Origin of the sequence: Adlercreutzia mucosicola DSM 19490 (assembly GCF_000422625.1) — a bacterium.
GTDB lineage: Bacteria > Actinomycetota > Coriobacteriia > Coriobacteriales > Eggerthellaceae > Adlercreutzia > Adlercreutzia mucosicola.
In genome coordinates this window covers 35,623-60,341 of record NZ_AUGK01000004.1, presented here as the reverse complement: position 1 = coordinate 60,341, position 24,719 = coordinate 35,623, and the positions used below count along the sequence as shown (strand labels likewise).

General features: G+C 62.8%; 22 protein-coding genes and 1 pseudogene. 3 read left to right on the top strand and 20 right to left on the bottom strand.

The window, feature by feature from the left end; translation table 11 throughout:
• Positions 1-202: 202 nt before the first annotated feature.
• From G503_RS15430 to G503_RS0101775, 7 genes are all read right to left on the bottom strand, one after another.
• Positions 203-1,099 carry a LysR family transcriptional regulator gene (locus G503_RS15430; RefSeq protein WP_051190825.1) on the bottom strand — a complete coding sequence of 299 codons (897 nt, stop codon included), beginning with the start codon at positions 1,097-1,099 and terminating at the stop codon, positions 203-205.
• 171 nt (positions 1,100-1,270) lie between these two features.
• Positions 1,271-2,944, bottom strand: a complete 1,674-nt coding sequence (locus tag G503_RS13170) for an FAD-binding protein (protein WP_035021440.1) — start codon at positions 2,942-2,944, stop codon at positions 1,271-1,273.
• Between the two features lie 351 nt (positions 2,945-3,295).
• Positions 3,296-4,939 (bottom strand): FAD-dependent oxidoreductase, encoded by a 1,644-nt coding sequence (locus G503_RS0101795; protein WP_028026231.1) that lies wholly within the window; start codon positions 4,937-4,939, stop codon positions 3,296-3,298.
• Between the two features lie 134 nt (positions 4,940-5,073).
• Positions 5,074-6,591, bottom strand: a complete 1,518-nt coding sequence (locus G503_RS0101790; RefSeq protein ID WP_028026230.1) for a helix-turn-helix transcriptional regulator — start codon at positions 6,589-6,591, stop codon at positions 5,074-5,076.
• Between the two features lie 178 nt (positions 6,592-6,769).
• Positions 6,770-10,321 (bottom strand): pyruvate:ferredoxin (flavodoxin) oxidoreductase, encoded by a 3,552-nt coding sequence (gene nifJ, locus G503_RS0101785; protein WP_028026229.1) that lies wholly within the window; start codon positions 10,319-10,321, stop codon positions 6,770-6,772.
• A 986-nt stretch (positions 10,322-11,307) separates the two neighbouring features.
• Positions 11,308-11,628, bottom strand: coding sequence for a hypothetical protein (locus G503_RS0101780; protein ID WP_028026228.1), 321 nt, complete (start codon positions 11,626-11,628; stop codon positions 11,308-11,310).
• A gap of 45 nt (positions 11,629-11,673) precedes the next feature.
• Complete coding sequence (locus G503_RS0101775) at positions 11,674-12,576, bottom strand: N-acetylmuramoyl-L-alanine amidase family protein (RefSeq protein ID WP_028026227.1); 903 nt, start codon at positions 12,574-12,576, stop codon at positions 11,674-11,676.
• A gap of 211 nt (positions 12,577-12,787) precedes the next feature.
• Here G503_RS0101775 and G503_RS16935 point away from each other — a divergent pair.
• The 3 genes and pseudogenes from G503_RS16935 to G503_RS0101765 form a co-directional block, all read left to right on the top strand.
• Positions 12,788-13,150, top strand: a pseudogene (locus G503_RS16935) (LysR family transcriptional regulator); the annotation flags it as partial.
• A 97-nt stretch (positions 13,151-13,247) separates the two neighbouring features.
• Entirely contained in the window at positions 13,248-13,874 is a 627-nt protein-coding gene (locus G503_RS0101770; RefSeq protein WP_306812470.1) for a LysR family transcriptional regulator substrate-binding protein, read from the top strand.
• Between the two features lie 345 nt (positions 13,875-14,219).
• The gene (locus G503_RS0101765) at positions 14,220-15,866 is read left to right on the top strand and encodes an ABC transporter substrate-binding protein (RefSeq protein ID WP_028026225.1); all 1,647 of its coding nucleotides are present in this window, start codon (positions 14,220-14,222) and stop codon (positions 15,864-15,866) included.
• A gap of 67 nt (positions 15,867-15,933) precedes the next feature.
• On the opposite strand, the gene G503_RS0101760 is transcribed toward G503_RS0101765, so the two are convergent.
• The 13 genes from G503_RS0101760 to rplN all read right to left on the bottom strand — a co-directional run bounded on the left by G503_RS0101760 (position 15,934) and on the right by rplN (position 24,689).
• Entirely contained in the window at positions 15,934-18,108 is a 2,175-nt protein-coding gene (locus G503_RS0101760) for a hypothetical protein (protein ID WP_028026224.1), read from the bottom strand.
• 113 nt (positions 18,109-18,221) lie between these two features.
• Positions 18,222-18,848, bottom strand: coding sequence for an adenylate kinase (locus tag G503_RS0101755; RefSeq protein WP_028026223.1), 627 nt, complete (start codon positions 18,846-18,848; stop codon positions 18,222-18,224).
• Between the two features lie 37 nt (positions 18,849-18,885).
• Positions 18,886-20,166: a preprotein translocase subunit SecY gene (secY, locus tag G503_RS0101750; protein ID WP_028026222.1), complete on the bottom strand. Its 1,281-nt coding sequence runs from the start codon at positions 20,164-20,166 to the stop codon at positions 18,886-18,888.
• On the bottom strand, positions 20,160-20,609 hold the full coding sequence (gene rplO, locus G503_RS0101745; protein ID WP_028026221.1) for a 50S ribosomal protein L15: 450 nt from the start codon (positions 20,607-20,609) through the stop codon (positions 20,160-20,162). The genes secY and rplO overlap by 7 nt, the downstream gene beginning before the upstream one ends.
• Before the next feature lie 156 nt (positions 20,610-20,765).
• On the bottom strand, positions 20,766-20,957 hold the full coding sequence (rpmD, locus tag G503_RS0101740; RefSeq protein ID WP_028026220.1) for a 50S ribosomal protein L30: 192 nt from the start codon (positions 20,955-20,957) through the stop codon (positions 20,766-20,768).
• Positions 20,957-21,487, bottom strand: a complete 531-nt coding sequence (gene rpsE / locus G503_RS0101735) for a 30S ribosomal protein S5 (protein WP_028026219.1) — start codon at positions 21,485-21,487, stop codon at positions 20,957-20,959. Before rpsE ends, rpmD begins: the two co-directional genes overlap by 1 nt.
• Positions 21,488-21,502: 15 nt before the next feature.
• Complete coding sequence (gene rplR / locus G503_RS0101730) at positions 21,503-21,871, bottom strand: 50S ribosomal protein L18 (RefSeq protein ID WP_028026218.1); 369 nt, start codon at positions 21,869-21,871, stop codon at positions 21,503-21,505.
• A 35-nt stretch (positions 21,872-21,906) separates the two neighbouring features.
• On the bottom strand, positions 21,907-22,446 hold the full coding sequence (gene rplF / locus G503_RS0101725; RefSeq protein WP_028026217.1) for a 50S ribosomal protein L6: 540 nt from the start codon (positions 22,444-22,446) through the stop codon (positions 21,907-21,909).
• An 18-nt stretch (positions 22,447-22,464) separates the two neighbouring features.
• A complete protein-coding gene (rpsH, locus tag G503_RS0101720) occupies positions 22,465-22,863 on the bottom strand; it encodes a 30S ribosomal protein S8 (protein ID WP_028026216.1) in 399 nt (132 codons plus the stop codon).
• Between the two features lie 107 nt (positions 22,864-22,970).
• Entirely contained in the window at positions 22,971-23,156 is a 186-nt protein-coding gene (locus tag G503_RS0101715; RefSeq protein ID WP_013980746.1) for a type Z 30S ribosomal protein S14, read from the bottom strand.
• Between the two features lie 96 nt (positions 23,157-23,252).
• Positions 23,253-23,804 (bottom strand): 50S ribosomal protein L5, encoded by a 552-nt coding sequence (gene rplE, locus G503_RS0101710; RefSeq protein ID WP_028026215.1) that lies wholly within the window; start codon positions 23,802-23,804, stop codon positions 23,253-23,255.
• Positions 23,805-23,974: 170 nt separating this feature from the next.
• Positions 23,975-24,307, bottom strand: a complete 333-nt coding sequence (rplX, locus tag G503_RS0101705) for a 50S ribosomal protein L24 (protein ID WP_035021434.1) — start codon at positions 24,305-24,307, stop codon at positions 23,975-23,977.
• 13 nt (positions 24,308-24,320) lie between these two features.
• Complete coding sequence (gene rplN, locus G503_RS0101700) at positions 24,321-24,689, bottom strand: 50S ribosomal protein L14 (RefSeq protein WP_028026213.1); 369 nt, start codon at positions 24,687-24,689, stop codon at positions 24,321-24,323.
• Positions 24,690-24,719 lie beyond the last annotated feature (30 nt).

The following is a 24,719-nucleotide window of genomic DNA, read 5'->3' as shown; positions in this document are numbered from 1 at the left end:
CCCCTCTTTTCCGTCTCGCTCTCGTCGCGGGGCTCGTATCGATCGACGCCGCCGCCTTCAACGCATCCCAATATAAAGAGCGCCCGACCTGCCCACAAGATAGCATGACGGTAACCACCCTGGTAATCGATTAACCCCGATTACCGGCTGGTAAGATTTGAGGCGGTGACGGAAGGGGCGGGGAAAGCGTTGTGGCGGATCCCTACCGAGACGCCGCTTGCCTTACGGCCTGCTTCAGGGCGGCGATCACGGGCTTTTCGGCGGCGCCGAGCTTGGTGGCCAGACCGAGGGGCAGGGTGAAGGCGTCCCGTTCAGCGAGGGGAACGTAGGCGATGCCCTCATGCGGCGTCTCGGCGTTGTGCGCGGGCGAGAAATCAACGCCCCGGCCGCTGCGCACGAATTCGCGGGCGGCGTCCAGGCTGAAGGGCACTGGGGCGTAGCGGGGCGTCAGGCCGTAGCGCGCGAACCCCTCCACGATGCGGCGATAGGACATATCCAGATCGGGCACGGGGAACAGCTCGATGTCGGCCAAGTCGGCGAAGCTGATCGCCTCACGGGCAGCCAGCGGATGGCCGGCAGGCACCGCAACGAGCAGATGGCCATCGCCCAGGTGGGTGAACTCGAACACCTCGGGATCGGGGCGGCCCACCACGAAGGCCATGTCCACCGACCCGCGCTCCACCGCGGCCAGGCAGGCATCGCTCGTCAGCTCGAACAGACGCAGGTCCACCTCGTCATGGGCTGCGCGGAAGGCCCGTAACGTCTCGCGGGTGAAGCCGTCGCCGTCATCCTGCAGGCTGGCAGTCGCATAGGCGAAGGCGGCTGTACGCTGGGCACTCTCGCGCCAACGGGCCGCAAAGTCCTCGGCCTCGCGCACGGCATTCAGCACCGCCTCGCCCTTGGCCAGAAACTGAGCGCCGAAATCGGTGAGCTCGATGCCCTGGCGGCGGCGATGGAACAACGGCGCTCCCACCTCGTTTTCCAACGATGCCACCGACGCCGACAGCGTCTGCTGGGTCACGAACGCGCTCTTGGCCGCCGCCGAGAACGAGCCGGCCTTCGCCGCCCGGCAGAAGTACTCGATTTGCCGTATGTCCATGGATGCCCTCCCTTCGCTTCCCCGCTCATCATACTGCACCGAGCCCTGCGCGCCTTCCCCGCCACGCAAAAGGAAGGGCGCCGCTCGGCGAAGCGACGCCCTTCCAGAGAGGGGAGGCAATGGGCGCAAGGAGGGGCGGGGCGGGAGAAGGCCCGGCGCGGCCCTCAACCCCTAGGCCTGGGCCGCCGTGATGCCAGCCAGATAGCCCGAGCCCACGCAGAAGCCCTGAGCGGAACCGCCCTCGAAGTAGGGCACGGCCCAGAAGTCACCGTCGACGCCGGCCACAAGCAGGCCGGGAATGGGATTGGCCTCGGCGTCCACCGCGCGGCAGAAGCCGTCGGTCTTGATGCCGCCAAGCGTCACCCAGGCAGCGATGTTCAGCTCCACCACGTACAGGGCACCAGTGTCCACGGCGCGCAGGAACTGGGCCTCCTTGAACATCTCGTCGTCCACGCCGGCGGCGCAGTAGCCGTTGTAGGTCGCAAGGGTGTCGACCAGGTTCTCCATGCCCACGGCCTCGGCCAGCGCCTCAGCGGTGTCAGCCTTCCAAATCCAGCCCTCGTCGATACCCTGCTGCACCATGTCGGGCAGCGCCGTCAGCGTCTTGCCCTCAAAGCCCATCTGCACGCCAGGGGCCATGTTGCCGAAGGCGTCCTCGGAGATGAAATCCATGATGGGCGTGGTGGACAGTTCCTGAATCAGACCATCGTCGATGACCATGTAGTACACGCCCTCGCGCAAAAGAGGCTCGCCGCAGTACATGGTGTGCTTGGCCATGGTGCCCTCGTCCATGAAGCGAGAGCCGCGCTTGTTCACCATAAGACCGCCGAATAGGGGCAGGCTGAACACCGGCGTGGCGTTGCAGTCCTCCAGGCTGACGAAGCGGGCGCTCGACTTCATGTTGCAGGCGCCCGACTCGTTGATAGAGGTGCTGAAGTTCTTGCCCATCTGCGCGCCGGCCGACTGGGCCAGCTTAATGCCGGCGCCGTCGTTGTACTGGTTGCCCGTGCTGTACATCACCGCACCGGAGTAGTACTCGCGCAGCATATCCTCGTTCTGGATGAAGCCGCCCGTGGCGACGATGGTGTTGGCGGCTTTCACGTCGATGGCCTTCGAGCCGTCCTGATAGCGCACGCCCACTACCTTGCCGTCTTCGACAAGCAGGCTGGTCACCTCGGCGTCCCAACGGGAATCCACGCCGAACTTGTCCAGCATGCCCTGAAGCGCTTCGGCGCGCTCGGCACCGGCGGTGGCGTAGATGTGTCCGCCGCGGTTCAGCATGAGCGTGTTCTCGTCGGCGCCCTGGAAGGCGAACATGAAGGGCACGCCGCCTTCGATCATCAGATCGATGCCCTTGCCCGAAGCCGGCAGCACATTGCGCAGCAGCGGCGCATTGGTCTGGTAGTGCGTGCCCGTCCAAATGAAATCGAACATGTCCTTCACCGTGAGGTAGTTCGGTTCGGCCAGCTCGGGCGTGGACTCGATGGCCCACACGCCGGACACCATGGAGGCGTTGGTGGCGCCCATGGAGGCGGAGCGGTCCAAACCGATGACCTTAGCACCTTCCTTCGCGGCGGCGGAGGCGGCCACAAGCCCGCTCGTGCCGAGGCCCACGACCACCACATCGCAGCTCTCCTCAGCATCGGCCGGAGGCAGCTGGTCAGCCGCGGGGGCATCGCCCGCATCAGCAGCCGGGGCGTCGTCCTTCGACTGCGGGGCGCAGCCGGCCAGGCCCAGAGCCGCCAGACCCGCGGCGCCCAGCGCGCCCAGGCCCAAGAACGACCGGCGGGACATGCCCGCGGCAACCTGCGATGCTTCTTCGATGATTTCAGTTTCCTTATGCACGGGAACCCTCCTTAGACTCGTTTTTCCCTAGAGGAAAGCATAGTCACCAAGCGGCCCGCTGCATAACAAACGCTACCGAGAACGTCCCAGAAAATATTTGTGGCATTCCCCCGGTTAGCGAAATCCCCTGTTTCTGCTTAAGATCGCCAGTTATGAGCGTCTAGGCAGTTGAAGATCGGCTGCTTCAGCTTTTTGACTCCGTAAAACCCCAGGTCGCAAGAACTCAGCTTGCTTTCTCAGAGGAAAGCTTTTATTCGAGACGCTCACAACTGGCAATCTCGTGCAGAAACAGGGCGCTCATCGACCCCAGGCCGATGAGCGCCCCGACGGAGGGACGAGGCGCGTTCCCGCCTACATACGGCCGCCCTTGATCTCCTGGCCGCTCGCGAGCAAGCCGGCCACGCGACCCGTGGTCATAGCGCGACCCAGGCTCATGCCCGGAATGATCATCTGATGCTCGAGACCGCCAAAGAAGTTGCCCTGGCAGTTGCCCACGCAGTACAGGCCCTCGATGACCTCGTGGTTCTCGTCCAACGCCTCGCACCGCTCGTTGGTGATAACGCCGTTTAAGGTGCACAGCACGCCGGCGCGCCGCTGCACCGCGTAGAACGGCGCTTTGCGCACCGGCTTCAAGCGCGCAGCCTGCTTGCCGAAATCGTCATCGTAGCCGGCATCGCACAGCACGTTGTAGCGCTCCACCGTGGCAACAAGGGCATCGGCCGGCACCCCCATAGCGCCCGCCAGCTCTTCCAGCGTGTCGGCCTCGAACACCTCCCCCTTAGCGACGCCTTCCTCGGTGGACGCCACGATGTCCACCGGCGGCTCCTTCTTCATCATGCCCGATCCCATGTCTTCCCAGTCGGTGCGGAAGTTGTCATCGAAGATCTGGAAGTGCAGGTAGTCCGGCTGGTTCATATCCTGGGCATACAGCTGCCCGTAGGTCATGTCCTCGTTGCAGAAGCGCTCTCCCTTCTTGTTGACGAACAGCCAGGGCTCGCCCGAACCGCCAATGTCCGGCACGTCGATGGGCGGATCGTAGTGGATATTGGAGCAATGCGGCGACAGCTGCATCTTTCCGCCCACCCACATGCTCATGAGCTGCCCGTCGCCCGTGTTGATCTCGGGCTGGGAGTAGGCCGACTTCAACCCTTCGACCTGCGGAAGGTACTCGGCGCGCATCTCGGGATTGTTGCCATAGTCGCCCGCCGCCATGATGACGCCGCCTTTCGCCACGACCTTCACGTACTTGCCCTCGGCATCTTGGGCGATAACCGCGCTCACACGACCCGTATTGTCATTGTCGCGCACCAGCTGCACCGCAGGCGTACGGTACAGCACCTGCCCGCCCAGCTCTTCCGTGTAGTCTAGCAGCCATTGGGCGAGGGCCTGCATCTGCCCGATCCACATATGCACGCAAGTATAGGCCCGATTGTGAGCATCGGGATATTCCATAGCGGTGGTGTCAACGAGCAACGCCGGCCCAACGCCCTCGACATCCCCCGTGAGTCCCATGGCCCAGTCCATAGTCGGACCGCTGTTGTATATCCACGTCTTCAGCAAACGCAGATCAGCGCGATTCTCTCCCCGGCGCGTCCACTCCGTCACCACTTCCCAGGGGTCGAAATCCACACCCAGATCCTGCTGGGCCTTCGAATTCCACGCAGCCGCGCCCGACCCGTGCGAGAGGGCCGTAGCCGCTTTCTGCAGCACGATCACGCTCTTGGCCGCCTCGGCCGCCGTAGCGGCGGCAACGGCACCCGAGATGCCACCGCCCACCACGACCACATCCGCTTCGAGCGTCTCGGCGATCCGATCGTCGCCGATAGGCGCGGGTGCGGCTTTGTAATCCCCCGCCCCCGCGGCTCCCGTTGCCGACAAGTCCTCCGCGGCATCTGGGGAGGCCGCCGGCGAGCAGCCGACCAGACCGCCCGCAGCAACGGCCGCAGCCGCGCCTCCTACCCCGAAAAAGGCGCGGCGAGTTAACGTGCGCTCCATGATGTCTCCCTTCCTTCGTTAGTCCAAGCGCCTTATGCGCTTTCGCAACTTTAGGAAAACCACGGGCGTAAAACACCAGGCAAACCATACGGTTTTGCGAGAAACCCCATCGTATGATTCATCCTACGGAAGTATCATTCACCGTCCTGATCGGGCATTACACCATCGATGACGTCGATGAATTCCTGACGCGAGTGAACTTGAAGCTTGCGATAGATATGGGTGAGGTGCGACTGGGCGGTTCCCTGCGAGATATGCAGCTCCTTCTGGATAAAGGGAAGAGATCGCCCCCGGGCCAGCAGTTCGGCCACGTCGCACTCCCGCGGCGTGAGGGCGAATCGATCCTGAAGCAGTTCCTCCAGAGAACGCGGAGCCGCCGGGACCTCCACGTGGGCCGTCGCGTCACGCGAAGCCGCCGCCGGCCCCTCGCCCTCCCCGAAAGACCTTGCCTGCGGCACCAGCCCCCAGGCAATCTCGAAGTCGCTCTTGCTTGTGGCCAGCACGGCCACCACCACAATGAGGAACAGAAAGGTGACGGCAATGGCGTCCCAGGCCACCGCCCCCGATGCCACCGCCCGCGAGAGGCGCTGGGAAAGGGGCACCCCGACCACCACCGCCAAGGCAAAACTTGCCTGAACTATACCGAAGACCGTAAAAGACGACGCCCTCACCCGCCGCGAGACAACTGCGCAGTACGCCCACACCACACAGCGACAGAACATGAATCCCGCGCCAAAGACCGCATACCCCATGGCATAGGATGTTCCGAACAGCACCGTGCAGAGGAAGCTCAGCGCCATGATAACGAGCACCGACTGCATACCGGGAAGCGGATGCCCGTCGGAATGGGAAGAGCGAACGCGCACCGCTATGGCCGCGCCGAGCACCACCAGGCCAGCCACGCCGCCGGCCATGTACAAGTCTCCCATATGGCCCAAGTCGGCGGGACTGCCCGAGGGGACGGCAAACCCCCGGAACATCTCCCCGCCGAAGGCGAAGAAAAAGAGCACGGCCAGCAGCATGGCAGCCCGCCAATTGATCCGGAGAGAGGGATGCCCCTCCTTTTCCGTCGCGCCCTTCACCCCGGATCCGGGAAGAAGCAGCGCCAGAGCAGATGCCGCCGGCAATACCAGCGTAGTGGCGATGGCCACGAGCGGATCGAAGGCGCGCACCAGGAAATAAACGATGCAGCTGAGCAGATAGGCTCCCCCGATGGCCCAAAGGGCACAGGCGGCATCCTCCCGCGCGAATAGCCGACCGTACAGCAGAACCAACCACGCTGTGGAAACGCCCGTCGCCACCGCACCCATCACGGGCAAGCCCCAGGAAACGGCAAATCCGCAGGCGGAAAGCCATTGGCCGAGGGGGACGCAGGCCGTTCCCGCGGTGCAGAGGACCGCCGTCCCCACCACAACGCGCCGAGAATCCGCGAACGCCGAGAGCCGGTGTCCGAGCGCCGCGCAAACAAGCAGGGTGAGTGCATGGGCCCACGCCGCCCAACTCCAGGCTTCCCGAGCCAGATCGGCGGCGGCATCGGCGGCGGGAAAGAGGACGGGCGTGTAGAACGTGACGAAGAGCCATGCCCAGTACAATCCCAGCCCTAAAAGGCGCTTGTCGAACCTCTCTGCCAGCTCCATGCGATCCGCTGCCACCGATAGACCCTTCCCTCGTTTCGCCCCCTGGAGGGGGCGCCACCGTGCTCCCCACCATGAGCATACCCTAACCTTCAACGGACGCGCGTTAGAAAGCCAAGACGCCGCCCGCAAAAGAAAGGGGGAGTCGGCCCGAGAGCCGACTCCCCTTCCCTGATTGCTTGATCTCGCGGCGCGCTTACTCGGCGGCGTAGAGGTCCTTCAGCTTCTGCAGGTGATCCCAGCGGTCCATGGCGGCGCGCTCGTTCTCGGCGAACAGCTCGCCCGCCCGCTCGGGGAACTCGCGGGTCAGACGGCTGTAGCGGGCCTCGTTCATGAGGAAGTTCTGGTACTCGCCCTCCACGGGCTCCTTGGAGTCGATGACGAGCTTCTTGCCCGGAGCGCCTTGCGGGTTGAAGCGCAGCAGGTTCCAGTAGCCGCAGTCCACGGCCTTCTTCATCTCGGTCTGGCAGTTGGTCATGCCGCCCTTGATGGAGTGCATCTCGCAGGGGCTGTAGCCGATGATGAGCGAGGGACCCGGATAGGCCTCGGCCTCGGTGATGGCCTTGATGGTCTGGTTCAGGTTCGCGCCCATGGCGATCTGCGCCACGTACACGTACCCGTAGGTCATGGCGATCTCGGCGAGGCTCTTCTTCTTCACGTCCTTGCCCGCGGCGGCGAACTGCGCCACCTGGCCGAGGTTGGAGGCCTTCGAGGCCTGGCCGCCGGTGTTGGAGTACACCTCGGTGTCGAACACGAACACGTTCACGTCCTTGCCGGAGGCGAGCACGTGGTCCAGGCCGCCGTAGCCGATGTCGTAGGCCCAACCGTCGCCGCCGAAGATCCAGACGGACTTCTTGGTCAGGTAGCTCTTGTTGGCCAGGATGGCCGCGGCCAGCTCGGCCAGGGTGCCCTCGCCCGCAGCGGCGGTCTCCAAGGCCGCAATGTAGGCGGCAGCGGCCGGCTGGGAGGCCTCGGCGTCGGTACGGGCCTCAAGCCACGCGGTGGCGGCATCGGCCAGGTCGCCGGCAGCGCCCTCGCAAGCCAGCAGGGCCTCGGTGTCGGTCACCACCTTGTCCTGCACGGCCTCGTAGCCGAGCAGCATGCCCATGCCGTGCTCGGCGTTGTCCTCGAACAGCGAGTTCGACCAGGCCGGGCCGTGGCCGTCGGCGTTCACCGTATAGGGAGAGGTGGCCGCCGGACCGCCCCAGATGGAGGAGCAGCCGGTGGCATTCGCGATGTACATGCGGTCGCCGAACAGCTGAGTGACCAGGCGGGCGTAAGAGGTCTGAGCACAGCCGGCGCAGGAGCCGGAGAACTCCAGCAGGGGCTGCTTGAACTGGCTGGCCTTCACCGAGGTACCCTCCAGCTCGGGCTTGCGGGCCACGGACTTCACGCAGTAGTCGAACACCGGCTGCTCGTCCAGCTCATCGGCGATGGGCATCATCGTCAGCGAGTCGGTGGGACACTGGATGACGCACAGGCCGCAGCCCATGCAGTCGAGCGGCGAGATGGCCAGCACGTACTGCATGTCGGCGCCCACCTTGCCCTTCACGGGGATATGCTTGGTCTGGGCCGGGGCCGCCGCCATCTCGGCGTCGGTCAGCGCGAAGGGACGCACCACCGCGTGCGGGCACACGAACGAGCACTGGTTACACTCGATGCAGGTGTCGGGATTCCACTCGGGCACCGACACGGCCACGCCGCGCTTCTCGTAGGCCGAGGCGCCCAGCGGGAACTGGCCGTCCTCGTAGCCGACGAAGGCGGACACGGGCAGCGAGTCGCCGTCCATGCGGCCCACGGGGTTCATGATGCTGGTGACCAGATCCACCGTCTCGGGGCGGCCCTCAACGGTCACGGCCTCGGTCGCCGCCTCAGCGTCCTTCCACGACGCGGGCACTTCCACGGCCACGAAGGCGGTGGCGCCGGCGTCGATGGCCTTGTGGTTCATGTCCACCACGTCCTGGCCCTTGGAGGCGTAGGACTTCGTAGCCGCATCCTTCATGTACTGGATGGCCTCCTCCTGGGGCATGACGCCGGCCAGGGCGAAGAACGCCGACTGCAGGATGGTGTTGGTGCGCTTGCCCATGCCGATCTCGATGGCCAGGTCGATGGCGTTGATGAGGTACAGCTTGATGTCGTTCTCGGCGATGTAGCGCTTCGCCTCGGCCGACAGGTGCTCGGCCAGCTCGTCAGGCGTCCACTGGCAGTTGATAAGAAAGACGCCGCCGGGCTTCACATCGCGCACCATGGGGAAGCCCTTGGTGATGTAGGACGGGTTGTGGCAGGCCACAAAGTCGGCCTTGTTCACGTAGTAGGGGCTGCGGATGGGGGCATCGCCGAAGCGCAGGTGCGAGATGGTCACGCCACCGGTCTTCTTGGAGTCGTACTGGAAGTAGGCCTGGACGAACTTGTCGGTGTGGTCGCCGATGATCTTGATGGAGTTCTTGTTCGCGCCCACGGTGCCGTCGCCGCCGAGACCCCAGAACTTGCACTCGATGGTGCCGGGGGCGGCGGTGTTCGGCGCAGGCACCTCGGGCAGCGAAAGCCCGGTCACGTCGTCCACGATGCCGATGGTGAACTGGCGGCGCGGCTCGTCCTTCTCAAGCTCGGTGAAGATGGCGAACACGGAAGACGGCGGGGTGTCCTTGGAACCGAGACCGTAGCGGCCGCCGGTCACGGTGATGCCGTCGCGGCCCTCCACGGCCAGCGCGTTCACCACGTCCATGTACAGCGGCTCGCCGATGGAACCGGGCTCCTTGGTGCGATCGAGCACGGCGATCTTCTGCACGGTGGCGGGCAGGGCCTCCACGAACTTAGCGGTGACGAAGGGGCGGTACAGGCGCACCTTCACCAGGCCCACCTTCTCGCCATGGGCGCACAAGTAGTCGATGACCTCTTCGGCCACGTCGCAGATGCTTCCCATGGCCACGATCACGCGGTCGGCGTCGGGGGCTCCGTAGTAGTTGAACAGCTTGTAGTCGGTGCCCAGCTTCTCGTTCACCTTGTCCATGTACTCCTCCACCACGGCGGGCAGCGCGTCGTAGATGGGGTTGCAGGACTCGCGGTGCTGGAAGAAGATGTCGCCGTTCTCGTGGGAGCCGCGCATGGCCGGGCGCTCCGGGTTCAGCGAGTGCTCGCGGAAGGCGCGCACGGCGTCCATGTCGCACATCTCGGCCAGATCGTCGTAGTCCCACACGGCGATCTTCTGCACTTCGTGGGAGGTGCGGAAGCCGTCGAAGAAGTTCAGGAACGGCACGCGGCCCTTGATGGCGGCCAGATGGGCCACGGCGGACAGATCCATGACCTCCTGCACGTTGCCCTCGGCCAGCATCGCGAAGCCGGTCTGGCGGCAGGCCATGACGTCGGAGTGGTCGCCGAAGATGTTCAGCGCCTGGGTGGACACCGTACGGGCCGACACGTGGAACACGCTCGGCAGCGCCTCGGCGGCGATCTTGTACATATTGGGGATCATGAGGAGCAGACCCTGGCTGGCCGTGTAGGTGGTGGTCAGCGCGCCGGTCGCCAGCGAGCCGTGCACGGCGCCGGCGGCACCGCCCTCGGACTGCATTTCGCACACCTTCACCGTGGTACCGAAGATGTTCTTGCGGCCCTGGGCAGCCCAAATGTCGACAAAGTCGGCCATGGGGCTCGAGGGAGTGATCGGGTAGATGCCGGCAACTTCGGTGAACGCGTAGGACACGTGCGCCGCGGCGTTGTTGCCGTCCATCGACTTGAGAACTCTCGTCATGTTCCTCTCCTTTGCATCTGGCCCGCACGGATTCGGCCGGCTTGCGGCCTCGTCGCTCATCGCGCGGGTGGTACTGTCGCGGAGGAGTCGAGAGGACGGAAGCGCCTCCGATGCGGGTCGGATTTGCTCTGCGAACAGAAATACCTGTCCGATATTAGCAGCACCGCGCGCCTTGACCCACCGTCAACCCGCCCGCACCCCCGCCAAGGCCCTGACCAGTCGGTCGGCGGGGTGAACGGGGGAACGCAACGGGGGAATGCTTTCGCCCCGCAAAGCAGAGAGGGGCGCGTGTCGGGGAAGATGCCCGCCAAAGGGGCAATTTTGCGCAGCAAACTGCGATATGTAGACACCTCTGCCCCAGATTCCTGCCCAAAGCGGGATAAATATAACGCTAAACGTTTATTTCGCGCTTGAAGCCTCCGAAGAAAGTCTACCTATCGGAGTTTGTTGCACAATTTACCAGCGGAGGGGGCTCTGCCATCACCGCACCTGCGACGAAGCCGTCCTCGCCGAAGTCGCCGCGGCCCTCAAAGACTCCCCCTCCGACCATGCCGACCGCAGCTTCGCCGTTCCCCTCATCCCGCTTTACTGACGGGTGCGCCCGCAAAAACGGAGGGAGCCGCCCCAGACGGCTCCCTCCGCAGAATCATCCATCGAGCGCTCATTCCTCCCCGCGAGTCCCTAGGAAGCTGCTGGCTCACTAGCGAATGGGAAGGGTGCTCGCGCCATCACCCGCGCAATCATTTCGCTTGGGAATCGCGAGCAAGATGATGAGACTCGCGATCGGATCGAACAGAAGCGCTGCGGCGAGGAACGTCCAGAGATTGTAGCCCTTGCGTTTAGCATAGTAGGCAGTGGGCAACGCTATGGTCGTCTTGATAAGCAGTGGACCACCCATGGCGGAAACGGCCCGCTATCGAAGAAAAACGTCATTTTGTCCCGCCATCCTCCCACCCGTGACCCCAAGGACCAGTCCCAACATGCGCCTATAGATCATTTTCGGGTTTTCTCGATGCCCCCAGCTCCCCCTCAGTCCGCTCGTAACGTCTGGGGATGGCAATCATAATAACCGCGCTCGCAAGGATGTCGAGCAAGAATGTCACCACGAAGAACAACCAAAAGCTGTACCCCTTGCGTTTGGCGAAATATCCGACGACAAGCGCCGCAATTAATCTGAAAATGATTACCAGGAGCGTGAGATGCATTTCCGGAGAAACACCCGGAATCTCAAAATACGGTAGCCCGAAACCAAACATGACTGCCTCCAAGTAAGTCACCGCCACCACGCTGGCGTTAGCCAGCCGCAAAGGCCCAACCCCACGCCAACCATTCGGTGGGTCGTCGTCACCTTTTTATTCAATCCTCGTGTCGACCATTTCCGGCGCATCCCCATTCAATGATTTGATGCCAGTTCGATGCACATGGCCGTTGCCATCGATAATTCCCGCAACAATTATCCCATCTGGCGTGAGAAATTGAAAATAGGGATTGTTTCTGATCATGGCGCCATCAGGAGCAAAGAAAATGATATTTGCCGGGTCGTTAAAGAAATACTCATACAAACCGATCTTGCACAAACCTCGTACCATTTTCCCATAATCGGCACTATTAAAGCCAATTCCTATTTCGCTGTTAGCGAGGAAATACCTGTGGTCGCCATCATCGAACCAACCCGTTCGCATCTGGCCACCCGGCTGGAATGCATAGCACTCTCCAGCAATCTCAATCCAACAGTTAGCCACCATGGCGCCATCGGGGCCTCCTACGGGCACATTGTTGGCGGTTCTAAAGTAGTACCAATAACCGCCGTCGGCATGAAAACCACGCATCATCGCACCGCTGTCGTTGAGCTTGTACCAATAGCCCCCATTGGATAGCCAGCCCACCACCATAGAACCCTCGGGACCGGCGTTGGGAACATTGGTCGCGGTCCTCAAATAATACCAGTTGCCGCCATTGCTCTGCCATCCCTTAAGCATTCGACCAGCATTATCGAAAAGGTACCAGTATCCGTCCACGGCTTTCCAGCCAACCGTCCACTTGCCGTTGACGAAATAGTACCAATCACCCGAATTGGACTTGTACCATCCATTGTGAGCGGCCGCTAAAGCGATCAGGACTTCTCTCGACTCGATAATTTCCGCATCAAGGGGAAGTGCCTCTCCCTCAAGTTCCGCTTCCTGAATTTGAAGCGTGCCGCCCTCATCCACCTGAACCGTAAGGCATAGATCGGAATCAACTTCGACCTCCCTCATCACGGTTCTGCCGCATAGGCCTTGGTTTGAAAAACGAGGCACACGCAGAAGATGACCGCTAGACTCACCAGGGCACCTTTGCAGAGCCTTCCGGGACCACTCCTCATGATTCCTGCGTTATCTCTCATCGCCTTACTCCCTCCTCGTATATAAACAATGCTTCTCCTAGCGCTGGGAGTGCTTTCAGTATAGGGGGCGATGTGGCGTGCGGATGACTGCGCATTCTCAACGATTTTTTCCGATTTGTTCCAATATTTTGCGAATGCGAGCTCATAAGGGAGTCCGCCTTGGAACGCACTGTGGCCCTTCGGCTCATTCCGATCCCATTCCGCATCGCCATTCGTCGTCGACGAATGCCACGCACCCCACATTTCCCTTATACTGGCATAAGGAGGGTGCCATGGATATCCAGCAGCTAGAGTATGTCGTTTACGCCGTGAGACTTGAGAGCCACACACGAGCAGCCGAGGCTCTTTACGTGCAGCCTCAGACGATCTCCAAGGCCGTGTCGAACACCGAGACGCGTTGCGGGCGCAAGCTGTTCGTGCGCGAGGGGCGCAACGTCAGGGCGACCGATTTCGGTCGCCAGTACGCCGACCTGGCCGAACAGGTGACCCGCGCCTACGCAGCTCTCGAGAATCTGGAGCAGCCGCCCGTCAACCTCGCCCTTCTTGCCGACACGCTTTCCCTTGCCGTCGCTACCACCGCATATCGCGGCGACATTTGTCCTCCCGATGCGATACCGGCTTTCCTCGAGCGGCCCCCCCCATGTTCAGATAAACCTGCTTCGATACCCAAACGATACCTGCCTGCGCGCTGCGAAGAACGATCTTGCGGATGGCGCCGTTGTTTTAGGGCCTTACGAGAGCAGCGGTTACGAAAGCAAGCAGATTGGCGCCGTGACCCCTGTTGTGCTTCTTCACCATATGCACCCCCTTGCCGGCAAGCAGCACTTAACGCTGCAAGACCTCGCTCCCTACACCCTCGCCTACCCCGAGGACATCCGTTTCGTATACCCCGGGCTGGAAAAGCACTTCTGCTCTTTCGGACTCCCTTTGCCGAATCTCGTTCAAATCGCACCCCACGCGCAAGAATTGCTCGCTTTTCTTGCCGAAGACGGTTTGGTGCTCTCATATACCAACAACAAGCTAGCTGTTTCCCGCGACGATCTGTGCATTATTCCCCTTGCCCCCGAACATCAGATCTCATTCCCCATCTGCCTTGTGACCAAGCAGGCCACCAACAACGAGACGCTTCGGTGCCTCGGCGGCTTTCTTGCCGAATACGACGCGCTTTAGCCATTCGTTTAGCCCCATCGCCAGCGCGTTCCGCCCCCGCTCCAACTCGCTTCAGTTTCCGAAAGAGGCGGTTTTGCGCAGCAAACTGCGATATGTAGACACCTCTGTTCCAGATTCCTGCCCAAAGCGGGATAAATATAACGCTAAACGTTTATTTCGCGCTTGAATCCTCCGAAGAAAGTCTACCTATCGGAGTTTGTTGCACAATTTACCAGCGGAGGGGGCTCTGCCGGTCGCCGCCCATTCTCCCTCGCGACTTTGGTGTGAGGTTTCGGTTGGGGCGGAGCGGGACTTTTATAATAGTGGGGACTTTGGAACGGGCTCTCAGTGGCAGGAGTTTAGTTTATGCGGGCTTTGGTTAACGGACGAAGCAGTGCGGTTTCTCGGCGGCAGTTCCTGGCCGCGGCGGGCGTGGCAGCGGCTGCACTGGCCCTGGGCGGCTGCTCGCGAGGAAGCGAGCGGCCCGCAGCTGGCGATGGCCCAGCACCGGGGACGACGCCGCCCGACGGGGGCGTGGCCGACGCCATCACGGCGGTTTTGCCCTACGAGGGCGGCAGCTGCAACCCGGTGGGCGCCTCCTCGGCGCTGTTCATTGCCGCGGGCTGGCACGTATACGAGGGCCTCTACGAATTGAACCTGCACACCTACCGTCCCGAACTGGGACTGGCCGCCGACATCCCCATGCAGATCTCGGAATTGGAATATGAGGTGACCCTGCGCGAGAATCCCCGGTTCTCCGACGGCTCGGTGCTCACGGTAAACGACGTGTGCGAGGCCTTCCGCCGGAACATGGAGAGCGACACCTACGGCGCCCTGCTGTCCTTCATTCGCTCGGTCACGGCCAAAGACGACCGGACCCTCCTGTTCACCCTGCGCTCTCCCATGGGGTCGCTCTTGCGCGAGCGGCTGGCCCTCGTGCGCATCTTCCCCGCCCATCTTGCGCCCGAGGAACTGGAAACGGCGCCCATCGGCAGCGGGCCGTGGCGCTACGAGACCATCGATCTGGTAGAGGGCGGCCGCATCGCGTTCACGCCGAACCCCTACTACGCCGGCACTTTTCCCGCCACCTGCGGGCGCATGGAGTGGTCGGTCATCCTGGACGACGAGAAGCGCACCGGGGCCCTCACCGACAAGCGGGCCCTGTGCATCGAGGCGGCCCCGGAAGTGCTGGCCGATCAGATCACCGCCGCCGGCGCCACCATCGAGTACGTGCCCGGGTTCTCGGCGCCCTTCCTCATGTTCAACTGCCGCAAGGAGCCCTTCAACGATGTGCGCGTGCGCCAGGCGCTGCTGTACGCCCTGGACGTCGACTCGCTGATCGCCCGCATCACGGACGGCCACGCCCGGGCCTGCACCTGCCTCCTGCCCGACTACTTTCGCGGCTACCACCGCGCCTCCACGGTGTACAGCTACGACCGCGAGAAGGCCCGCACCCTGTTGACCGAGGCGGCTGCGGAAGAACTCACCCTCACCCTGCGCTGCAACGACAACTGGGCAAGCGAACTGGCCGCGGCGCTCACGGAAGATTGGGCCGAAGTGGGCATCACCGCCACCGTCGTACCCTATGACACCGCCGAGCTGTTCGCCGACCTGTCCACGCCGCCCGAGGCCGGTGACGTGCTGGACTTCGACGTGGTGCTGTCGCCAGGCGATCCGTCGTGCTTCGGCAACGACCCCGACCTGCTCATCAACTGGTGGTACGGCGACAACGTGTGGACGCGCGCCCGCAGCTGCTGGGCCGATTCCCCGCAGTTCGCCACGCTTTCGCAACTGGTGCAGGACGCCCGCGTGTCCACTGACGAGGCCGAGCAGCAGAACCTGTGGAACCAGTGCTTCGACCTGATCGCCGCCGAGGTGCCGCTATACCCGCTGTTCCACCGCGAGACGGCCACAGCCTACTACGATTCGCTGCTGGACAACTACGATCCCATCTCGGCCACGGGCCTGCTGTTCTTGGGTACGACGCCCATGAAGGAAGCGACCACGCTGTAGCACCGGGGAAGACGGCCGACCCTGCGCCGTAGAGACCGCAAGACCGTCCGAGGTGCCCCGAGCCGCCCTACTTCCAGAACAGGAACGTATCCAGAATGTTCTGGTACGCCCACGGGTACACATCGGCGTACCAGCCCGTCTCGGGCACCAGGCACAGCAGCGTGCTGTAGAGCACCGACACCCCCACCAGCACGATGAACACCGTCAGCATCAGCTGGCGCGTCGAGCCCTCGGGGGGCACCTGCTCGTTCACCACGAAGCACAGAAGCACGGCTGCGGCCAGAAACATGAAGCTGAAGTCGGCGTAGTAGCGCTGGAGAATGCCCGCCAGCTCGGCATCAAGCAGGGCCACCACCACGCCCGACACGATCAGCGTGATGATCACGCCCATGATAGTGCGTGTGAACCGCTGCCGCGCGCGCATCCCCAAGATGCGCCGCGAGAACGCGAGCACCCACAGAATGGGCAGGCAGGCGAAGATGCCGCCGAAAGTGACCTCCTTGATGGTCTGCCCCATATAGGTGGTGTCGAAGGGCGCCGGCTGCAAGAAGGGAAACACCCCGGTCATGCAGGGCGGCTGCAAAAAGTAGGCGAAAAAGGCCGGGGCCAGACGACCTACGTTCATACCGCGCTTCGTCATGTCGTTCACCGTGAGGTTGTAGTTGGCCCCGAAGTCGGTGAGCGATCCGAAGCGCGCGTAGTTGTACCCCATGATGCCGACAGCCACCAGCACGTAGGGCGCCGCCAGGCAGGCGAACTCCCGCGCGCCGGCCGCCGTCAGCAGGCGGCGCTCGGTGATGTAGGTGCGCCAGAACAGCGGGAAGGCCAGAAGCGACAGCACCAGCAGCTGCGGGCGGCACCCGGCCACTAGCGCCATGCACAGCGAGCCGGCAAACAGCCACGCGCAGCGATGGCCCGACAGCCGCGAGCGCATCCAGCAGTATAGGCCCCACACCGAGAACGCCAGGCCGCACATGATGGGCAGCGAGTAGAAAGTGGGGAACTTCGCCAGATACAGAATGCCGCTGCACGCCACCGTGGGTATCTGCAGCAGCAGGTACACGCCCAAACTCACCGACCGGAAATGGTAGCGCGCAAAGCGGTCGAGAAGGGCCGTGGCCCCCAGCACGAAGGCAATGGCCATGACGAGCACGCCGATGGCCGTGGGGAAATTCGCCCCCGTGAGCAGATAGAAGGGCAGATAGAACAGCAGCACCGGCACCACGCCGAAGTACACGTAATAACGTCCCTCGTAGTAGGCCACGTCGAACAGGTACTTCTCCCCCGTCTCCTTCTGCAGCTCGTCGCGGGCGCCCTTGTCGTAGGGATCGTTCATCTCCTGCAGCCAGGCGGGCGGCTCCTCCTCCAGATACAGCCGGCCCTCGGCCATGGCACGGGCCAGCTCGGCATACTGCTGGGCGTTGTCGCCGCCCACTTCGAAGGTGTTCACGAGCGAAGTGCCGTCCCACGAGCCGTAGTTGTAGGACGAGGTGGCCACGCCCACCAGGTTCGATCCGAACAGCAGGAAACTGGTCAGCAGAGCCACTTCCACGGTGACGGCGAAGATGATACCCACCTTCGACTTGCGCGGGTTCTCCACGATGCGGATGCGGTAGATGGCCGAACCGGGCCGGAAGGCGTAGCCCAGAAGCAGGATGCCCACAGCCGTGCCGAAGCGCAGCAGGCTGAACTCGAAGGGACGGTGCGCGTTCAGGTAGATGCCGTCGAGCAAAATGGGGTAAGAGACCTCGTCGCCCACCACCTCGATGCGCAGGTTCTCCACGAGACCGGCCGTCTGCAAGTTGATGTACTGCGTGCGCTCGCCCATGGTGGACACGTCCACCGGCGGCACGCCTACGGTGTATTCCGTGGAGTCGAAGTAGGTGAGATGGGCCGCATCGGTGAACTGGATCTTCAGCGTGACGTTCTGAGCCGGCTGATCGGGAGCGAAATCCACCTTGATATTGTGAATCTCGGTGTTCAAGTGCGAGAACTCCAACACGTGATCGATGGAAGTGAGCGCGTAGGTGCCGTCCTCGGATTCCATATCCAGACGGTTCTCCAGATTGATGGTCTGGTAGCCGGCCGAGGCGAAATAGTTGAAGTTGAACACGAACACTTCCAAAAGTGCCGCCACCAGCACCAGCAGCGCCACCGCGCGGGCCACCCTCAACAACGTGCCGCGGTACACCAGCATGAAATGCTGGGAGGCATAGGCTATGTTCTCGCGCACGGTAGGCATAGGCCCCATTATAGAGAAATCCCGCACCCCCGTGGCGGGGATGCGGGATTCAAAAGGCAAACAGCTTAGCGAAAAGCCCCGAAGAGGCGGGCCTCAGCCCGCCCGCGAAAAGCCTACGCCAGCGCTTCCTTCACGTCGGCGTACACGACCTCGGGGTCGCGGTCGCCGTCGATGGTCACGAGCAGCTCGCAACCACGGTAGTAGTCGATGAGCGGGCTCGTGGAGGTCTCGTACACGTCCAAGCGGTTGCGCACGGTGGCCTCGTTGTCGTCATCGCGCTGGTACATCTCGCCACCGCACTTGGGGCACACATCCCCGTCGGCAGCGCTGCCGATGTAGCCGCAATCGCGGCACATGCGGCGCGAGGTGAGACGACCCACGATGACCTCGGGGTCGACATCGATGAGCAGGGCGCCGTCCAGCGGACGACCCAGCTTGCCCAGCTCGGCATCGAGGGCCACGGCCTGGGCCGAGGTGCGGGGGAAGCCGTCCAGGATGAAGCCGTTGGCCGTGTCGCTATCCTGCAGACGCTCGGTCACCAGACCGATGATCACGTCATCGGGAACCAGATCGCCGGCGTCCATGTAGGACTTGGCCTTCAGCCCCAGCTCGGTACCGGCGGCCACGGCAGCGCGCAGCATGTCACCCGTCGAGATGTGGGGCAAGCTGAACTCCTCCACCAGCTTGGCCGCCTGGGTGCCCTTGCCAGCACCGGGAGCTCCCAGAAGTACGATGTTCATGAGAAACATCCTTTCGTCTTAGCCTGCGTATCTTCCCCTACTTGAAGAAGCCTTCGTAGTTGTACATCTTCAGCTGACTCTCGATCTTGCTCATGGTATCCAGGGCCACGCCGATCATGATGAGGATGGACGTGCCGCCGAAGGCCTGAATCAACTGGTTGCCCGTGAAGAAGAAGATGATCGTGGGCACCACGGCAATCAGCGCGATGAAGATGCCGCCGGGCAGCGTCACGCGGTTGATCACGTTCTTGATGTACTGCACCGTGGCCGTGCCCGGACGCACGCCCGGAATGAAGCCGCCCTGCTTGCGGATGTTGTCGGCGGTCTCCTCGGGATTGAACACCATGGAGGTGTAGAAGTACGCGAAGAACACGATGAGCAGCACCGTGAGCAGCCAGTTCAGCCAACCGGTAGAGCACCAGTCAGCGAAGGTGGTCAGCCAGCCCACGTTGAAGATGGCGGCCAACTGAGCCGGGAAGTAGATGATGCAGCTCGCGAAGATGATCGGGATAACGCCGGCCGCGTTCACCTTCAGCGGGATGTAGGTGGACTGGCCACCCATCATCTTGCGACCCTGCACGCGCTTGGCATAGTTCACCGGGATGCGGCGCTGGGCGCGCTCCACGAAGATGATCAGCGGGATGCACACCAGCACCACGGCCAGGATGACCAGGGTGAGCGCGATGCCCGTGCCCAAGTCACTCGTCAGGTTCACCGACGAGAAGATGGCCGAGGGCACGCGCGACACGATGCTCACGAAGATGATGAGCGACATGCCGTTGCCGATACCGCGCTGGGTGATCAGCTCGCCCATCCACATGATGAAGGCGGTGCCGGCCACCAGCGTGAACACGATGATGGCGTCGGTCAGAAGCTCGGGCACTTCGCTGGAAAACTGCACACCGTAGGCCGGGGACTTGAACAGCAGCAGGTAGCCGATGGCGTTGATCAGGCCCAGGCCCAGCGTCAGGTAGCGGGTCACCTGGGTGATCTTGCGGCGACCGGTATCGCCCTCGCGTGCCCAGCGTCCCACGGCGGGGATAACGCCCTGCATCAGCTGCATGATGATAGATGCGGTGATGTAGGGCATGATGCCCAGCGAGAACACCGAGAAATTCGAGAGCGCACCGCCGGTGAACAAGTCCAGCATGGTCATGGCCACACCAGTGTCTTGGAAGGCCGTGGCAAACTCATGGAAGGGAATGCCCGGCACCGGCACGTAGGCACCGAAGCGGTACAGCGCGAGAATCGCCAGCGTGAAGAGGATCTTCTTGCGCAGCTCCGGAACCTTGAATGCGTCAAGAATTGACCTTAGCAAGGCTCTTCGACCTTTCCTCCGGCCGCCTCGATCTTAGCCTTGGCGGAAGCGGACACCTTATCGACGCGCACGGTGAGAGCCTTGGTGATCTCACCGTCGCCGAGCACCTTCACCAGCGCGTCGGCATGCTTGATGATGCCCTTGGCCTTCAGGGACTCGCCGTCCACCACGTCGCCGGCCTCGAACTTGGCGTCCAGGCGGCTCACGTTCACGGGCAGGTACTCAACACGGTTGATGTTGCGGAAGCCAGGCAGCTTCGGCAGGCGACGGGCCAGCGGAGTCTGGCCGCCCTCGAAGCCGGCGCCCTTGCCGCCGCCAGCGCGGGACTTCTGACCGTTCATGCCACGGCCGGCGGTCTTGCCGGTACCGGAGGCGGGGCCGCGACCCACGCGCTTGCGGTTCTTGGTAGAGCCGGCAGCGGGCTTCAGATCCTTGAGTTCCATGTTGTCTTTTCTCCTTTGTTTCGCTTTCCGACCAGGCATTTCCTTCAGCCCCAGTCGGTGCTGGCAGCTCGCCGCCAGCAAACTTCCTTCTATCATGGCAACGGCGTGCCCGTATCGGACACGCCGGAAACCATCAACTTGGGTGGTGCGAGAAGCTTAGATCTCCTCGACGGTGATGAGGTGCTTCACGGTGAAGATCATGCCGCGCACGCTCTCGTTGTCCACCTGATCCACCGAGTCACCGATGCGGTGCAGGCCCAGGGCGCGCAGGGTGCGGCCCTGATTCGGCTTGCGGCCGATGGAGCTCTTCACCTGGGTGAGGCGCAGGGTCTTCTTAGTCTCAGCCATTAGTTCTCCTTCCCACCGAACATCTCGGCCACGGAGATGCCACGGCGCTCGGCGACCTGGGCCGGGCTTTCCATGGACTTGAGCCCCTCGGCAGCCGCCTTCACGATGTTCATGGCGTTGTCGGTGCCGAGCGACTTGGTGATAACGTTCTGCACGCCGGCGAGCTCCATGATGGCGCGGACCGGGCCACCGGCCAGCACGCCGGTACCGGGAACGGCCGGCTTGATCAGCACGCGGCCGGCGCCGTACTCGCCCAGGATCTCGTGGGGCACGGAACCCTCGGCGGTCAGCGGCACGGTAAACATGTTCTTCTTCGCGTCCTCGACGCCCTTCTTGATGGCGGTGGGCACTTCCTGGGACTTGCCCATGCCCACGCCCACGCGGCCATTGCCGTCGCCCACGACCACGAGCGCGGTCAGGCCGAAGCGGCGGCCGCCCTTGACGACCTTGGACACGCGGTTGATGAAAACAACGCGCTCCTGCAGCTCGGGAGTAGTGCTCTCCTGCTGCCTGTTGTTGTTACGAGCCATAAGCTAAAACCCCTTCTAGAATTTCAAACCTGCTTCACGGGCAGCGTCGGCCAGAGCCTTCACGCGCCCATGATACAGGTGGCCGCCACGGTCGAACACAACTTCCGTCACGCCGTTTTCCTGAGCCAACTTGGAGACGATGGTGCCGAGCTCGGCAGCGCCCTCCACGGTCGCGCCGCTCTTGCCGGTGGCCTTGAAGGCCTCGCCCAGCGTGGAGACGCCGCAAATGGTGGTGTGGGCCACATCGTCGATGACCTGCGCGTAGATGTTGCTGTTGCTGCGCGTCACGCAAAGGCGCGGGCGAGCTGCAGTGCCGGAGATCTTACCGCGAACGCGACGATGGCGACGGGCGAGACCGGCCTGCTTCTTCTGTTGCTTATTCATAGGTTAATCCCTTCAATCAGCTACCGAATAGAGGCTTAGTCTTTGCCGGCCTTGCCAGCCTTGCGGCGGACATGCTCGCCCTCGTAGCGGATGCCCTTGCCCTTGTAGGGCTCCGGCTTGCGCCACTTGCGGATGTTCGCGGCAACCTGGCCGACCTGCTCCTTGCTGGGACCGGACACCACGATCTCGGTCTGGGAGGGCACCTCGAAGGTGATGCCTTCGGGAGCCTCCACCAGCACCGGGTGGGAGTAGCCCAGCTGCATCTCAAGGTCCTTGCCCTTGAGAGCCGCACGATAGCCGACGCCGACGAGCTGCAGCTTCTTGGAGAAGCCGGCCGACACGCCCTCCACCATGTTGGCGAGCAGGGTACGGGTCAGGCCGTGAGCGCTCTTGGACTCACGGGTGTCGTCGGGACGGGACACGATAAGCTCATCGCCCTCGCGGGTAACGGTCATGGACGGCAAAAACGTGCGGGTCAGCTCGCCCTTGGGGCCCTTCACCGTCACCGTCTGGCCGTCGATGGTCACGTCAACGCCGGCAGGAACGGGAATGGGCATCTTACCGATACGAGACATATGCTCTACCTTCCTTTCCTACCACAGATAGGCGATGACCTCGCCGCCGATGCCCTCTTTGCGGGCATCGCGGTCGGTCATAACGCCGCGGGACGTCGAAATAATGGCGCAGCCGAGGCCGCCGAGCACGCGGGGCAGCTCGTCCTTGCCAGCGTAGATACGCAGGCCGGGCTTGGAGATGCGCTTGATGCCGCGGATGGTCTTGGCCTTCTTCGGGCCGTACTTGAGGGTGATCTCAAGGGTGGCACGGGGTTCGCCGTCGATCACGTCGAAGCGCTGGATGTAGCCTTCCTGCTCCATGATGCGCACGATCTCGACGAGCTTCTTGCTCGACGGCATGGAAACCGTCGCCTTGCCAGCAGACTGGCCGTTACGCACGCGCGTAAGCATGTCTGCAATGGGGTCGGTCATTGTCATGTTGAGTTTCTCCTTTGATCCGTGATGAACCGTACGTTCGGTTCGTCGGCGCCCATAGCGCCTCCGCCTTTAACGTCGGCACACCCTGAAACGTGGGCCGCGATTTCCTACCAGGAAGCCTTGGTCACGCCGGGCAGCTCGCCTTTGTTAGCCAACTCACGCACGCAGATACGGCACAGGCCGAACTTGCGATAGTAGGCGCGGGGACGTCCGCAACGGGTGCAGCGGTTGTGCTGCCGCGTCGAGAACTTCGGTTCGCGCTTGGCTTTGGCGATCATCGATTTCTTAGCCATGCATTCCTTCTTTCTTATGCCTTCAAGCCCGCACTCCTTTTCGCGAGCTTAAAACCTGAGGTTACGCGACGAGCGCCGCAGGGGCGCCCGATCGTTTTACTTGCTCTTGAACGGGAAGCCGAGCGCCGTCAGCAGCGCGAAGGCACCCTCGTTCTCACCGGCATTGGTGACAAAAGTGATGTCCATACCGCGAGTGCGGTCGATCTTGTCGTACTCGATCTCGGGGAAGATCAGCTGCTCGGTGATGCCGAGCGTGTAGTTGCCGCGGCCGTCGAAGCTCTTCGGCGAGATACCGCGGAAGTCGCGGACACGGGGAAGGGCGGTGGCCAGCAGGCGATCGAGGAACTCCCACATGCGGTCGCCGCGCAGGGTCACCTTGCAGCCGATGGCCTGGCCCTCGCGCACATGGAAGCCGGCGATGGACTTCTTGGCGCGGGTCACGCAGGGCTGCTGACCGGTGATGATGCGCATGTCGTTCATGGCGGCATCGAGCAGCTTGGAGTCGCCAGCGGCGGCGCCAACGCCCATGTTCACCACGATCTTCTCGAGGCGGGGCACGCAGTTGATGTTCTTGATACCGAGCTGCTCAACGAGAGCAGGCACGATCTCGGTGGTGTACTTGACCTTCAGACGAGGAGTTTCAGCCATCAGTCTCTTGCCTTTCTTCGATGGATTAAACGCAGGATTTCCGACCCCGCGTCCCTGGGACCTTCCCAGGGCCATAGCGCGCGAGCGCGCGATTGGATATTGTCCCACAACAAGGGCCTTTATCCAAGGAAAAATCCGCTTCCTTCACAGGAAGCGGATTTAAGCGGTTGCTACTCGGCGGCGGGAATATCCTTACCGCACTTCTTGCAGACGCGGACGAGCTTGCCCTCGTCGCGGCGACGGGCCACGCGGGTGGCCTCGCCGCAGCTGGGGCACACCAGCATCACGTTGGACACGTGAATGGGGGCCTCAATGGTGGAAATGCCGCCCTGGGGATTCACCTGGGTGGGGCGCATGGCCTTCTTGGCCATGTTCACCTTCTCCACCACCACGCGGGACTTCTCGGGAACGGAGCGCAGCACCTTGCCGGTCTTGCCGCGGTCCTTGCCGGTGATCACCTTGACGGTGTCGCCCTTGCGGATCGTCATCTTGTTCTGAGCCATTCTGACACCTCCCCTACAGCGTTTCCGGTGCCAGAGACACGATCTTCATGTACTTCTTGTCACGCAGCTCGCGCGCCACGGGCCCGAAGATACGGGTGCCGCGGGGAGAGCCGTCCTGGTTGATCAGCACGGCGGCGTTCTGATCGAAGCGGATGTAGGAGCCGTCGGCGCGACGGACTTCCTTCTTCACGCGCACGATCACGCAGCGCACGACCTCGCCCTTCTTGACGTTGCCGTTGGGCATCGCTTCCTTGACGCTGCAGATGATCACGTCACCGAGGCCCGCGTAACGGCGCTTCGAGCCGCCCAGGACCTTGATGCACTGCACCTTGCGAGCGCCGGAGTTGTCGGCCACGGCGAGCATGGATTGCATCTGAATCATGTGATGTTCCTACTTTCCTTAACAATAGTT

Bases quoted from the DNA above. Each gene is read 5' to 3' on its own strand.
- G503_RS0101715 (WP_013980746.1), bottom strand. From the start codon at position 23,156: ATGGCTAAGAAATCGATGATCGCCAAAGCCAAGCGCGAACCGAAGTTC.
- nifJ (WP_028026229.1), bottom strand. From the start codon at position 10,321: ATGACGAGAGTTCTCAAGTCGATGGACGGCAACAACGCCGCGGCGCAC.
- G503_RS0101775 (WP_028026227.1), bottom strand. From the start codon at position 12,576: ATGAGGGAGGTCGAAGTTGATTCCGATCTATGCCTTACGGTTCAGGTG.
- rpsH (WP_028026216.1), bottom strand. From the start codon at position 22,863: ATGACAATGACCGACCCCATTGCAGACATGCTTACGCGCGTGCGTAAC.
- G503_RS0101795 (WP_028026231.1), bottom strand. From the start codon at position 4,939: ATGGAGCGCACGTTAACTCGCCGCGCCTTTTTCGGGGTAGGAGGCGCG.
- rpsE (WP_028026219.1), bottom strand. From the start codon at position 21,487: ATGGCTCGTAACAACAACAGGCAGCAGGAGAGCACTACTCCCGAGCTG.
- rplO (WP_028026221.1), bottom strand. From the start codon at position 20,609: ATGGAACTCAAGGATCTGAAGCCCGCTGCCGGCTCTACCAAGAACCGC.
- rplX (WP_035021434.1), bottom strand. From the start codon at position 24,307: ATGGCTCAGAACAAGATGACGATCCGCAAGGGCGACACCGTCAAGGTG.
- G503_RS0101760 (WP_028026224.1), bottom strand. From the start codon at position 18,108: ATGCCTACCGTGCGCGAGAACATAGCCTATGCCTCCCAGCATTTCATG.
- G503_RS0101765 (WP_028026225.1), top strand. From the start codon at position 14,220: ATGCGGGCTTTGGTTAACGGACGAAGCAGTGCGGTTTCTCGGCGGCAG.
- G503_RS0101755 (WP_028026223.1), bottom strand. From the start codon at position 18,848: ATGAACATCGTACTTCTGGGAGCTCCCGGTGCTGGCAAGGGCACCCAG.
- rplR (WP_028026218.1), bottom strand. From the start codon at position 21,871: ATGAATAAGCAACAGAAGAAGCAGGCCGGTCTCGCCCGTCGCCATCGT.
- G503_RS15430 (WP_051190825.1), bottom strand. From the start codon at position 1,099: ATGGACATACGGCAAATCGAGTACTTCTGCCGGGCGGCGAAGGCCGGC.
- rpmD (WP_028026220.1), bottom strand. From the start codon at position 20,957: ATGGCTGAGACTAAGAAGACCCTGCGCCTCACCCAGGTGAAGAGCTCC.
- rplF (WP_028026217.1), bottom strand. From the start codon at position 22,446: ATGTCTCGTATCGGTAAGATGCCCATTCCCGTTCCTGCCGGCGTTGAC.
- rplE (WP_028026215.1), bottom strand. From the start codon at position 23,804: ATGGCTGAAACTCCTCGTCTGAAGGTCAAGTACACCACCGAGATCGTG.
- rplN (WP_028026213.1), bottom strand. From the start codon at position 24,689: ATGATTCAGATGCAATCCATGCTCGCCGTGGCCGACAACTCCGGCGCT.